Origin of the sequence: Pseudomonas sp. NBRC 111138 (assembly GCF_001320835.1) — a bacterium.
Classification (GTDB): domain Bacteria; phylum Pseudomonadota; class Gammaproteobacteria; order Pseudomonadales; family Pseudomonadaceae; genus Aquipseudomonas; species Aquipseudomonas paracarnis.
The window spans coordinates 1-12,250 of record NZ_BCBO01000097.1; the positions used below are offsets into that span (position 1 = coordinate 1).

Genomic DNA, 12,250 nt, shown 5'->3' on the forward strand with positions numbered 1-12,250 from the left:
ACCTATTTTCAGACTTGTTCGGATTTCAGCGTAATACGCGCAAATGCCTTCTTCCCCGCCTGGCAAACGTGAGTCGCGCCCAGCTCGTATATAAAGGTGCGATCAACCACCTCACCATCTATACGTACACCGCCCGAACCCAAGAGATCACGCGCGACCGCCGAATTCTTCACCAGGCCAGCCTTATTAAGCACAGCCGCAATCGGCATCGCCTCGGCAGCAGTCAGTTCAATCTCCGGCAGATCGTCAGGCAGCTCGCCGTCTTTCATGCGATTACCTGCCGCGCGGTGAGCGCTGGCCGCAGCCTCCTCACCATGGAAACGCGCAACGATTTCTTCAGCCAGCTTAATCTTCACATCGCGAGGATTAGCGCCCGCCTCGACATCCGCACGCAGCGCATTGATCTCGTCCATCGAGCGGAAGCTCAACAGCTCGAAGTAGCGCCACATCAGCGCATCCGGAATAGACACCAACTTGCCGTACATCACACCTGGTGCTTCCTGGATACCGACATAGTTCCCCAGAGACTTGGACATCTTCTTGACGCCATCCAAGCCTTCCAACAGCGGCATGGTCAGAATGCACTGAGCCTCCTGACCATAGGCGCGTTGCAATTCACGCCCCATCAGCAGGTTGAACTTCTGATCGGTGCCACCCAACTCAACGTCCGCGCGCAGCGCCACCGAGTCGTACCCTTGAACCAACGGGTAGAGGAACTCATGGATGGCGATTGGCTGATTGGTCGAGTAGCGCTTGTCGAAGTCATCGCGCTCGAGCATGCGTGCCACGGTGTACTGGGACGTCAGACGAATGAAATCTGCCGGCCCCATTTTGTCCATCCAAGTGGAGTTGAACGCCACCTCAGTCTTGGCTGGATCAAGGATCTTGAATACCTGGGTCTTGTAGGTCTCGGCATTATCGAGCACCTGCTCACGAGTCAGCGGCGGGCGCGTAGCACTCTTGCCGCTTGGATCACCGATCATCCCAGTGAAGTCACCTATAAGGAAGATGACCTGATGGCCTAACTCCTGAAACTGACGCAGCTTATTAATAAGCACGGTATGACCCAGGTGCAGATCCGGCGCAGTCGGATCAAAGCCAGCCTTGATACGCAGGGGTTGGCCACGCTTGAGCTTTTCGATCAGCTCGGCCTCGACCAACAGTTCTTCCGCACCACGTTTTATCAGCGCTAGCTGCTCTTCAACCGACTTCATAACAGACCCGCAAGGCTCAGATTCAAAAGGGAACCAACCATACAAGATCAGGGACTAATTACAAGTTTTGCCCTGCGCACGGACACCGTTCAGCAAGCCCAGCGTTCGCGAGCTTGCGCCACAGATGATTTGGTTATATTTTATACAGTTATTTCATCTTCATCATGTCATTCATCTTTTCCATTTCATCTTCAAAGTCAAAATTACTTATGACCACTGAACCGTCTAAAGCGCCGCCGCTTTACCCGAAGACCCACCTGCTCGCCGCAAGTGGTATCGCCGCCCTTCTCAGCCTGGCACTGCTGGTATTCCCTTCCAGTGACGTTGAAGCCAAACGAACATCCCTGAGCCTCGATCTGGAAAGCCCAGTTGAACAACTGACACAAGATCAAGACGCTTCCGACGCTCAACAAGCCACAAATGCTCCGGCCGAATCACCTTTCGCACAGATCGAAAGCGCTCCAGAAGACACTCAACAAGCCACCCAGGAAGCACCTGCGGCAGCCGCAGCCAAGAATCCCCAGCACCGCGAAGTCATCGTGGGCAAAGGCGACACACTATCTACCCTGTTCGAAAAGGTTGGATTGCCTGCCGCTGCTGTAAATGAAGTGCTCGCCAGCGATAAGCAAGCCAAGCAATTCACTCAGCTCAAACGTGGCCAAAAGCTCGAGTTTGAGCTGACGCCAGACGGCCAGCTGAACAACCTGCACACCAGTATCAGCGACCTGGAAAGCATCAGCCTGAGCAAAGGCGCCAAAGGCTTCGCATTCAACCGAATCACCACCAAACCCGTCATGCGTTCCGCCTACGTACATGGCGTGATCAACAGCTCCCTGTCGCAATCGGCCGCGCGTGCGGGCCTGTCGCACAGCATGACCATGGACATGGCCAGCGTTTTTGGCTACGACATCGACTTCGCCCAGGACATCCGTCAAGGCGATGAGTTCGACGTGATCTACGAGCAGAAAGTAGCCAACGGAAAAGTCGTGGGCACTGGTAACATCCTGTCTGCACGCTTCACCAACCGCGGCAAAACCTACACCGCCGTGCGCTACACCAACAAACAAGGCAACAGCAGCTACTACACAGCTGATGGCAACAGCATGCGCAAGGCTTTCATCCGTACCCCCGTTGACTTTGCTCGTATTAGCTCGCGTTTCTCCATGGGCCGCAAGCATCCAATTCTGAACAAAATTCGCGCACACAAGGGCGTCGACTATGCCGCGCCGCGTGGCACGCCAATCAAAGCGGCGGGCGACGGCAAGGTCTTGTTGGCAGGGCGCCGTGGTGGTTACGGCAATACGGTGATCATCCAGCACGGCAACACTTACCGCACGCTGTACGGCCACATGCAAGGCTTTGCCAAGGGCGTCAAGACTGGCGGCAACGTGAAACAGGGGCAAGTGATCGGCTACATCGGCACTACCGGCCTCTCCACCGGCCCGCACTTGCATTACGAGTTCCAGGTCAACGGCGTACACGTCGACCCATTGGGCCAGAAGCTGCCGATGGCTGACCCGATTGCCAAGGCCGAACGCGCGCGCTTCATGCAGCAGAGCCAGCCGCTGATGGCACGCATGGATCAAGAGCGCTCCACCATGCTGGCTTCGGCGAAGCGTTAAGGTATGCCGCTCTATATCGGTGTGATGTCCGGGACCAGCCTCGACGGCCTGGATATCGCCCTTATCGAACAAGGCGCGGCGGTCAATCTGATCGCCACTCATTACATCCCGATGCCTGACGCCTTGCGCACAGAACTGCTGAGCCTATGCGCCAGTGGCCCGGATGAAATCGCCCGCTCGGCAATTGCACAGCAACAATGGGTAACGCTCGCTGCGCAAGGCATCCACGCCTTGCTGGATCAACAGAACCTCAAGCCTCAGGACATTCGGGCGATTGGTAGCCATGGCCAGACGATTCGCCATGAACCCTCCCGAGGCTTTACCGTTCAGATCGGCAACCCTGCCCTTCTCACCGAGCTGACAGACATCACGGTCGTCAGCGACTTCCGCAGCCGCGATGTCGCTGCCGGCGGCCAAGGCGCTCCATTGGTTCCAGCCTTTCATGAAGCCTTGTTCGGCGAGCAGACGGGCAATCGCGCGGTATTGAATGTCGGCGGGTTCAGCAACCTCAGCCTGATCGAGACGGGCGAGCCTGTCGCCGGTTTCGACTGCGGCCCGGGGAACGTCCTCCTCGATGCCTGGATTAACCTGCAGCGCGGCGAACACTTTGATCGGAACGGGCAATGGGCGGCCAGCGGCAAGGTCCAACCCCAACTGCTCAATACGTTGCTCAGCGATCCGTTCTTCATGACCAAAGGCCCAAAAAGCACGGGCCGCGAAGTGTTCAACCTGGCCTGGCTGCAGCAGCACCTTGGCCGTTTGCCCGCCTTTGAACCCCAAGACGTACAGGCCACCCTGCTGGAGCTGACGGCCCTGACCATCGTCGAGTCCCTGCAAAGCGCCCAGACTGACACAACAACCTTGCTGATCTGCGGGGGCGGCGCCCATAACGGGGCACTGATGAGCCGGCTGACAACGTTGCTGCCTTCCACTCATGTCAGCACTACAGCGGCCTACGGCGTAGATCCTGACTGGGTAGAAGCAATGGCCTTCGCCTGGCTGGCACATTGCTGCCTGGAAGGCATCGCCGCCAATCGCCCCAGCGTCACTGGCGCACGTGGGCTTCGAGTGCTTGGCGCGATCTACCCCGCCTGACCCCAGACAGCAAAACGCCGCTTGGCCCGTAAAAGCCAAGCGGCGTTTTTGTACCTGCTACCGATCAGATCGAGAACGAAGACCCGCAACCACATGTCGTGGTGGCATTAGGGTTCTTGATCACGAAACGCGAGCCTTCCAGACCTTCCTGATAATCCACCTCGGCACCTGCCAGGTATTGGAAGCTCATCGGATCCACGACCAGGCTCACACCCTCGCGCTCAACGATAGTGTCGTCATCGGCCACATCTTCATCGAAGGTAAAACCGTACTGAAACCCTGAACAACCGCCGCCCGTAACGAATACGCGCAGCTTCAAGCGATCATTACCCTCTTCATCGACCAGGCTCTTCACCTTGTGCGCAGCACCGTGGGTGAATTGCAAAGCCGTGGGGGTGAAGGATTCAACGCTCATGCTGATAATCTCCCGGCGTAGCGCCGCCATATGCGTAATGGCCGGTATTATCCGCTTCTCCTAGAAAAGCGGTCAACTATTGTTACGGTATATCAATCCGCCCAGCGACCATTAAAAATGCAAAAGGCCCGATCAAAGGGCCTTTTGCGCAACGGTGATCCCGCGTTAAGGCAACATCCCCGCGTGGGACAGGCCCAACTTCTCGTCCAGGCCGAACAGGATGTTCATGTTCTGCACCGCCTGGCCCGAAGCGCCCTTGACCAGGTTGTCGATCACCGACAACACCACCACCAGGTCGCCATCCTGCGGACGATGCACCGCAATACGGCACACATTGGCACCACGCACGCTGCGCGTTTCCGGATGGCTACCGGCCGGCATCACATCGACGAACGGCTCATTGGCATAACGCTTTTCAAACAGCGACTGCAGGTCTACCGAGCGATCGGTGACGGTCGCATACAGCGTGGAGTGAATCCCGCGGATCATCGGTGTCAGGTGCGGCACGAAGGTCAGCCCCACATCCTGGCCGGCAGCGCGACGCAAACCCTGGCGGATTTCCGGCAAGTGCCTATGACCTTTTACCGCATAGGCTTTCATGCTTTCCGACGTTTCGGAGTAAAGCGAACCTACCGCCGCACCACGGCCCGCACCACTGACGCCCGACTTGCAGTCCGCGATCAGGCGCGACGCATCCGCCAAGCCAGCCTCCAGCAATGGCAGAAAGCCCAATTGCGTCGCCGTCGGATAGCAACCCGGCACGGCAATCAGGCGCGCTTGCTTGATCTGCTCGCGATTGACTTCCGGCAGGCCGTAAACCGCCTCTTCCAACAGCTGCGGCGCACCATGGGGCTGGCCGTACCACTTGGCCCACTCATCGGCGTCTTGCAGGCGGAAGTCTGCCGACAAGTCGATAACCTTGGTACCGGCCGCCAGCAGCTCACCGGCCAGAGCATGGGCGACACCGTGAGGCGTGGCGAAGAACACCACGTCGCAGGCACCCAGGGTCTTGGTGTCCGGCACACTGAACGCCAGACCGTCATAGTGGCCTCGCAGGTTCGGGTACATATCGGCCACGGCCAGCCCGGCTTCGGATCGGGAAGTGATGACCACCACCTCAGCCTGCGGATGCTGAGCCAACAGACGCAGCAATTCGACACCGGTGTAACCCGTGCCGCCGACGATACCGACCTTGACCATAAACCTGCCCTCAACGAACCCACTGGAAAGCCGTCGATAATAGGGGCCGTATCGTCCTGCGACAACCGTCAACGTGACGTACGGGCGCATGAGCCACTACTATCTTCGCTACCGTGAACCTGGGAATAACTAAAATGCTCTATCTTTGGGTCAAAGCCTTCCATATCGTCAGCATCGTTTGCTGGTTTGCCGGGCTGTTCTACCTGCCGCGCCTGTTCGTCTACCACGCCCAAAGCGAAGACACCGTCAGCAAGGAGCGCTTCAGCATCATGGAGCGCAAGTTGTACCGTGGCATCATGGGCCCGGCGATGGTTGCCACACTGGTCTTCGGCATCTGGATGCTGGCCCTCAACCCAGGCATTTTCCAGTCGGGGGCCTGGATCCACGCCAAGCTGACCCTGGTCGTCCTGCTGATCGGCTATCACCACATGTGCGGCGCACAGGTAAAACGCTTCGCCCGTGGCGAAAACACCCGCAGCCATGTCTTTTATCGCTGGTTCAATGAGGTCCCGGTTCTGATATTGCTGGCTATCGTAATTTTGGTCGTGGTCAAACCGTTCTAACGTCAATTACTCGGGGAACCTCCAATGTCGCTGCCCGCTCTGCTGGAACAACGTCTGCGCCTGCCCGTGGTGGCCGCGCCGATGTTTCTGATCTCCAATCCGCAACTGGTCCTGGCCTGCTGTCGCAACGGGGTAGTGGGGAGTTTCCCGGCGCTCAACCAACGCGAAAGCAGCGGCTTCAAGGCCTGGCTGGAAGAAATCGAAGCGGGCTTGGCGCTGCTGGACAATCCTGCGCCCTATGCCGTGAACCTGATCGTGCACAACAGCAACCCGCGGCTGGAGGCCGACCTGGCGATCTGTGTCGAGCACAAGGTGCCCATCGTCATCACCAGCCTCGGTGCGGTAAAGGAACTGGTGGACGCGGTTCATAGCTACGGCGGCCTGGTATTTCATGACGTTACTACCCGACGCCATGCGGAAAAAGCCGCTGAAGCCGGCGTAGACGGCCTGATTGCCGTAGCCGCTGGCGCGGGTGGCCACGCTGGCACCTGGAGCCCCTTTTCGCTGATTGCCGAAATTCGCCAGTTCTTCGACAAAACCCTGCTGCTGGCGGGCTGCCTTAACCATGGGCACGAAATTCTTGCCGCCCAGATGCTGGGGGCAGACCTGGCATATTTCGGTACGCGCTTTATCGGCACCACCGAAAGTCAGGCACCGGATGCCTATAAGGAGATGCTGCTCACATCCCGCGCTGCCGACATCGTGCACACTCCTGCAGTCTCCGGCGTACCTGCAAGCTTTATGCGCCAGAGCCTGGAAAATGCCGGTTTTGACCTTGCTGCGCTTCAAGGCAAGGGTGAAGTCAATTTCGGTTCCAAGCTCAAGCCATTGAGCGATGAGGCCAAAGCGTGGAAAACTGTATGGTCTGCTGGCCAAGGCGTCGGTGAGATCAATGATGTACCCACTGTGGATGAGCTCATAGCGCGCCTGGATGCCGAATACCGCAAAGCACGCGAGCACGCCGCGCAACTGCGCTGGCCACGCTGACCCACTGCCGGGCCTGCCAACTGGACAGGCCTGCATACTCTCCCTGATTAAGTGACAAGGATGCCCGCATGAGCGACAGCCGTTTCAAGATTGTGTTTGACGGAGCCTTGCGCCCAGGTGTCGAAAGCACCACCGCCAAGCTGAACCTCGCCGAACTATTCAAAAGCGATGTTGAAGCAATCGAAAAACTCTTCACCGGCCGCCCCGTCGCGCTCAAGCGCGACCTGTCCCAGCCCGACGCGCAAACTTACCTGACGGCACTGCACAATGCCGGGATCGACGCTCGCATCGAGGCCGAACAACCCGTGGCGTTCAACCTTGCAGAAACCCACGAGACGGACTCGTCAACCTCTGACCCCGCCGCTGCGTCACCTTATGCACCGCCACGCGCCGCAGTTGGCGACGACCTGCCGGAGTTCGCCACCCTAAAGGTATTCACCATCCACGGGCGCATCGGGCGCCTGCGCTACCTGGCTTGGACGCTGGCACTGACCGTCGCGATGCTGGTGGCAGCGGGCATCATCAGTACGGTGGGCTTCGCGGTGGCGACAGCCTCGCCAACCATCGCCATCATTATTGGCTCGCTGCTGGGTTTCGCGCTGTTTGTGGCACTGGTAGTGGTGAGCGTGCAAATCGGCGTGCAGCGCCTGCATGACCTGGGCTGGTCTGGCTGGCTGTACCTGCTCAACCTGGTTCCGCTGGTTAACAGTGTTTTCCCGTTGCTGTTGCTGGTATTGCCAGGCAACACGGGCGCCAACCAATACGGCGCGCCACCACCACGCAACTCCACTGCGGTGAAAATCCTGGCCTCGCTGTGGCTGGCGTTCATTCCCTTGATGCTCATCATCGTCGTCACCCTGGGTATGAATGGCTACCTGGACCAGCTTGAAGCCAACATGGACAGCAGCTACGAAAGCAGCTCCATTACCTCCGATGCAGACGCCGATCAAAGCGCTATCGTTGACGAAGCCGAAGCGCAAAGTGCTGACGATGCAGCCGAACCTGTAGACTCTCCAGAACAGTGAAGAAACGCCCGCCGCCTGTGACGCACTGTCATAGGCCGGTGGCGTAGCGATGGAGAAAGGCATGACCCGTTACGCTCTGATCACCGGCGCCTCCAGTGGCATCGGCCTGGCATTGGCCGAGGCCTTGGCACGGCGCGGCCGTAGCTTGATTCTGTTGGCCCGCCAGCGTGATCAGTTGGAAAGCATTGCATTGGAGTTGACCCAACGCTTCGGCGTCGAGGTGCTGTTTCGTGCCTGTGATTTGGGCGAGCCGCTGCGTTTGTCCGGCTTTTTGCTGGAGCTCGAAGAGGGTGAGCGACAGATCGACCTGCTGGTCAACTGCGCCGGCATCGGCACCAGCGGGCCGTTCCTGGCCCAGGACTGGATGACCGAGCAGGACCTCATCGAGGTCAACATCCTGGCCTTGACCCGCATGTGCCACGCACTGGGCAATGCGATGGCCCTGCATGGCGGCGGGCAAATCCTCAATGTGGCTTCGGTCGCCGCCTTCCAGCCTGGGCCGTGGATGAGTAGCTACTACGCCAGCAAAGCCTACGTATTGCACTTCTCCGAAGGGCTGCGCGAGGAATTGAAGACCTGCGGCATCAAGGTTTCAGTGCTGTGCCCCGGCCCCACGCGCACCGCATTCTTCGGCACCGCGCAGATGGATACGGCGAAACTCGACCGCAGCCAGCAACTGATGAGCCCGGAAGAAGTCGCGCTGTACACCGTGCGGGCGCTGGAAAAGAACAAGGCCATCATCATTCCCGGGCGCCGCAATCGTTGGCTGACGTTCAGCCCACGCCTGAGCCCCCGCTGGCTCACCCGCAAAATTGCCGGCGCCATCAACAAGGCCTATTGCCCACGCTGATGGCCTACGTACACTCACCTCACCTTTCACGATGGAGATACAGCTGTGGATACTCTGTTCACCAAGATCATCAACAGGGAAATACCGGCGAAGATCATCTATGAAGATGACCAAGTCCTGGCTTTTCACGATATCGCCCCGCAGGCGCCAGTGCATTTCCTGGTTATCCCGAAAAAGCCCATTCGTACCCTCAACGACCTGACCGAGGACGACAAGGCGCTGGCCGGCCATATCCTGTTCACCGCCCAACGCCTGGCCGTGGAACAAGGCTGCGAAAAAGGCTTTCGTGTGGTGATGAATTGCAATGAAGACGGCGGGCAAACCGTTTACCACATCCATATGCACGTGCTGGGTCAGCGCCAGATGAACTGGCCACCGGGCTGAGTGCACAAGGGCAAATTGACTCAGCACAAACGCTGGACGCTCTCTTGCGGTAAACTGGCCGCCGAGATTCTTCCCGGAGGTCAGCATGACTACCCAACGTCACTACTCGCCGATTGACCGTCTGTTGCTGCAAGCCGACACGGCCATGCGCACCCTGCTGCCGTTCAGCGGCCAGCCCTACCGTCCCTCGCCCGCCATCGTGCAGCCGGATGTACAGCTGAGCGACACCGATACCCGTCACGTCGCTGGCCTGATGCGCATTAACCATACCGGTGAAGTCTGTGCCCAGGCGTTGTACCAGGGCCAGGCGCTGACCGCCAAGTTGCCACAGGTACGCACGGCGATGGAGCATGCGGCCGAGGAAGAGATCGACCATCTGGCCTGGTGCGAACAACGCATCCGCCAGTTGGGCAGCCATCCCAGCGTGCTCAACCCACTTTTTTATGGCTTGTCGTTTGGTATCGGCGCGGCTGCCGGGCTGATCAGCGACAAAGTCAGCCTGGGGTTTGTGGCCGCGACAGAACATCAGGTGTGCAAGCACCTGGACGAACACCTGGAGCAACTGCCGGCCGAAGACGAAAAGTCACGGGCCATTCTTGAGCAGATGCGCATCGATGAAGAACACCACGCAGAGAGCGCGCTGGACGCGGGCGGCTTCCGCTTTCCAGCCCCGGTACGGTTCGGCATGAGCCTGCTGGCCAAGGTCATGACCAAAAGCACCTATCGAATCTGAACCGAAAAAAAGGGCGCCCGAAGCGCCCTTTCTTTTGCCGGCTGCAATCAACCCAACTCGATGATTTCGTAGTCGTGGGTAATGACCACGCCCGCGGCCCCCAGCATGATCGATGCTGAGCAGTACTTCTCGGCCGACAGCTCGATGGCACGCTTGACCTGAGCGTCTTTCAGCGCCCGGCCCTTGACCACGAAATGCATATGGATCTTGGTAAAAACCTTGGGGTCTTCAGTGGCGCGCTCGGCTTCCAGGAAGGCTTCGCAGCTTTCCACGGCTTGCCGGGACTTCTTCAAGATGCTGACCACGTCGAAATTGCTGCAACCGCCCACACCCAGCAGCAACATTTCCATGGGGCGTACACCCAGGTTCCGACCGCCGGCTTCCGGCGGGCCATCCATAACCACCACGTGGCCGCTGCCCGACTCACCGAGGAACATGGCTTCGCCCGCCCATTGGATGCGTGCCTTCATCGCCCAGACTCCACTGCTAAAAAAGGGTCGCCAGCTTAGCACAGGGCCTTGAAACAGCAGCGCCCTGCATAAAATCGATAAATGACAGCGTTTGCCCGCTAAATTGGCTAATCGCGACAGAAGGTGTCTGGTAAGCTGGCGCCAAATGAATGGCGCATTGCCATGTCTTGTACGGCGTGTATCAATGAGATGCCGCTGGATAAAAACAACGCCAACGACACCGCGCAGTCTTTTTCGGGATACAACCATGGTTGCTCTTACTCCCACATCCAAGATCAAGAACCTCGACAAGCTGCTGCTTCACTGCCAGCGCCGACGTCATCCGGCCAAACACAACATCATCTGCGCCGGCGAGCGTTCAGAAACCCTGTTCTTCATCATCAAAGGCTCGGTCACCATCCTGATCGAGGATGAGGATGGCCGTGAGATGATCATTGCCTATCTCAACGCCGGAGACTTCTTCGGGGAGCTGGGTTTGTTTGAACAAGCAGGCAAAGAGCAGGAACGTAGTGCTTGGGTACGGGCCAAAGTTGAGTGCGAAGTGGCCGAAATCAGCTATGCGAAATTTCGCGAATTGGCCCAGCATGATCCGGACATCTTGTACGCCCTGAGCGGTCAGATCGCCCAGCGCCTGCGCGACACCACGCGTAAGGTCGGCGACCTGGCGTTCTTTGATGTCACTGGCCGCGTCGCTCGCTGCCTGCTGGAATTATGCAAACAACCCGACGCCATGACCCATCCCGACGGCATGCAGATCAAAGTCACGCGCCAGGAGATCGGACGTATTGTCGGGTGTTCGCGGGAAATGGTCGGCCGCGTGCTCAAGGATTTGGAAGAACGCAACCTGGTGCACGTCAAAGGCAAGACGATGGTGGTGTTCGGTACTCGCTAGAGCGGCAGGAAGCCAGCCAGCATCTGCCGGTACAACGTGTCGAGCCGACGGATCGCGTCCGGCGCGGGAAACGCTTCGTGCAGTGCGATATGGCTATCGGCGCGAACCCGCTGCTCCAAGCCGCAGGCTTGATTGAAGCGGTTGACCGCCGCAATCAATTCCTCACGATCATTCTCCAGCAACATCGCCCCGTGCACCAACCCGACCGGGCGGCCACCGCTTTGCCGCCAACGCTGGGCAGTGCCCACCATTTTGCGGCCATTGAGGTTGACGTTGTAACGACCGTCGCAAAACGCACCGTCAATTTCGCCGACGGACGCATCGCCACCCAACTCGATCAACAGATCACAGATCGGTTGGCACAAGCGCTGATAGCCGGTTTCGATGCGCCCCTGGTCGCCTTCGCTACGCGGTGGGGCATAGACCAGGGCGATGTTGACCGTGGCGCCGGACTGCGGCACCGGCTCACCGCCGGTTTCACGCAGCAATACCGGCCAACCCGCATCGGCCGAGACCTGGCTCGCCACCGCGAATGCCGGCAGCCGGCTCAAACGGCGCGGCATGACCAGCGCTTGGTCACTGGGCTGCCAGAACAGCAATCCGAATGCCTGCTCACCCGCGCAAACGGCTGCCAATAGGTCTTGCTCGGCGGCAAGGCCAGCTTCGACAGTCATGATCACGGGCTGGAGCATCGAACACCTACCTGAATAAACACAAAACCAATGTGGGTGCTGGCTTGCCTGCGATAGCGGTGTGTCAGCTACACAGAGGTTGGCTGACCCGCCGCTATCCAGGCAAGC

General features: G+C 58.8%; 14 protein-coding genes. 9 read left to right on the top strand and 5 right to left on the bottom strand.

All coding sequences use genetic code 11. The features are described 5' to 3' along the window. Positions 1-8: 8 nt before the first annotated feature. On the bottom strand, positions 9-1,214 hold the full coding sequence (gene tyrS, locus APH41_RS18685) for a tyrosine--tRNA ligase (RefSeq protein WP_054896812.1): 1,206 nt from the start codon (positions 1,212-1,214) through the stop codon (positions 9-11). Positions 1,215-1,423: 209 nt separating this feature from the next. On the opposite strand from tyrS, the gene APH41_RS18690 reads away from it, so the two are divergent. Together APH41_RS18690 and APH41_RS18695 are read left to right on the top strand one after the other, a co-directional pair. Beyond that, positions 1,424-2,836 (top strand): peptidoglycan DD-metalloendopeptidase family protein, encoded by a 1,413-nt coding sequence (locus APH41_RS18690; RefSeq protein ID WP_054920661.1) that lies wholly within the window; start codon positions 1,424-1,426, stop codon positions 2,834-2,836. A 3-nt stretch (positions 2,837-2,839) separates the two neighbouring features. After that, positions 2,840-3,931: an anhydro-N-acetylmuramic acid kinase gene (locus APH41_RS18695; RefSeq protein ID WP_054920664.1), complete on the top strand. Its 1,092-nt coding sequence runs from the start codon at positions 2,840-2,842 to the stop codon at positions 3,929-3,931. 64 nt (positions 3,932-3,995) lie between these two features. Here APH41_RS18695 and erpA read toward each other — a convergent pair whose 3' ends face one another. Then, on the bottom strand, positions 3,996-4,346 hold the full coding sequence (gene erpA / locus APH41_RS18700; protein ID WP_003176443.1) for an iron-sulfur cluster insertion protein ErpA: 351 nt from the start codon (positions 4,344-4,346) through the stop codon (positions 3,996-3,998). A 165-nt stretch (positions 4,347-4,511) separates the two neighbouring features. Next, positions 4,512-5,546 carry an N-acetyl-gamma-glutamyl-phosphate reductase gene (argC, locus tag APH41_RS18705; RefSeq protein ID WP_034128805.1) on the bottom strand — a complete coding sequence of 345 codons (1,035 nt, stop codon included), beginning with the start codon at positions 5,544-5,546 and terminating at the stop codon, positions 4,512-4,514. Positions 5,547-5,680: 134 nt separating this feature from the next. On the opposite strand from argC, the gene hemJ reads away from it, so the two are divergent. The 6 genes from hemJ (at position 5,681) to coq7 (ending at position 10,088) form a co-directional block, all read left to right on the top strand. Then, positions 5,681-6,109: a protoporphyrinogen oxidase HemJ gene (gene hemJ / locus APH41_RS18710; RefSeq protein WP_003194674.1), complete on the top strand. Its 429-nt coding sequence runs from the start codon at positions 5,681-5,683 to the stop codon at positions 6,107-6,109. Positions 6,110-6,133: 24 nt separating this feature from the next. Continuing rightward, complete coding sequence (locus APH41_RS18715) at positions 6,134-7,096, top strand: nitronate monooxygenase family protein (protein ID WP_054920666.1); 963 nt, start codon at positions 6,134-6,136, stop codon at positions 7,094-7,096. Positions 7,097-7,164: 68 nt separating this feature from the next. After that, the gene (locus APH41_RS18720) at positions 7,165-8,121 is read left to right on the top strand and encodes a DUF805 domain-containing protein (RefSeq protein WP_054920668.1); all 957 of its coding nucleotides are present in this window, start codon (positions 7,165-7,167) and stop codon (positions 8,119-8,121) included. Between the two features lie 61 nt (positions 8,122-8,182). Beyond that, the gene (locus tag APH41_RS18725; RefSeq protein WP_054920670.1) at positions 8,183-8,971 is read left to right on the top strand and encodes an SDR family oxidoreductase; all 789 of its coding nucleotides are present in this window, start codon (positions 8,183-8,185) and stop codon (positions 8,969-8,971) included. Positions 8,972-9,016: 45 nt separating this feature from the next. Beyond that, on the top strand, positions 9,017-9,355 hold the full coding sequence (locus tag APH41_RS18730) for a histidine triad nucleotide-binding protein (protein ID WP_003194682.1): 339 nt from the start codon (positions 9,017-9,019) through the stop codon (positions 9,353-9,355). Positions 9,356-9,440: 85 nt separating this feature from the next. After that, the gene (gene coq7, locus APH41_RS18735) at positions 9,441-10,088 is read left to right on the top strand and encodes a 2-polyprenyl-3-methyl-6-methoxy-1,4-benzoquinone monooxygenase (protein ID WP_054920673.1); all 648 of its coding nucleotides are present in this window, start codon (positions 9,441-9,443) and stop codon (positions 10,086-10,088) included. 47 nt (positions 10,089-10,135) lie between these two features. On the opposite strand, the gene APH41_RS18740 is transcribed toward coq7, so the two are convergent. Continuing rightward, entirely contained in the window at positions 10,136-10,558 is a 423-nt protein-coding gene (locus APH41_RS18740; RefSeq protein WP_054920675.1) for an OsmC family protein, read from the bottom strand. 247 nt (positions 10,559-10,805) lie between these two features. Between APH41_RS18740 and crp the strand changes: the two genes are divergently transcribed. Beyond that, the gene (gene crp / locus APH41_RS18745) at positions 10,806-11,450 is read left to right on the top strand and encodes a cAMP-activated global transcriptional regulator CRP (protein ID WP_054920677.1); all 645 of its coding nucleotides are present in this window, start codon (positions 10,806-10,808) and stop codon (positions 11,448-11,450) included. Here crp and APH41_RS18750 read toward each other — a convergent pair. Beyond that, complete coding sequence (locus APH41_RS18750) at positions 11,447-12,142, bottom strand: lipoate--protein ligase family protein (RefSeq protein ID WP_054920679.1); 696 nt, start codon at positions 12,140-12,142, stop codon at positions 11,447-11,449. The two genes, crp and APH41_RS18750, sit on opposite strands and share 4 nt — an antisense overlap. Positions 12,143-12,250 lie beyond the last annotated feature (108 nt).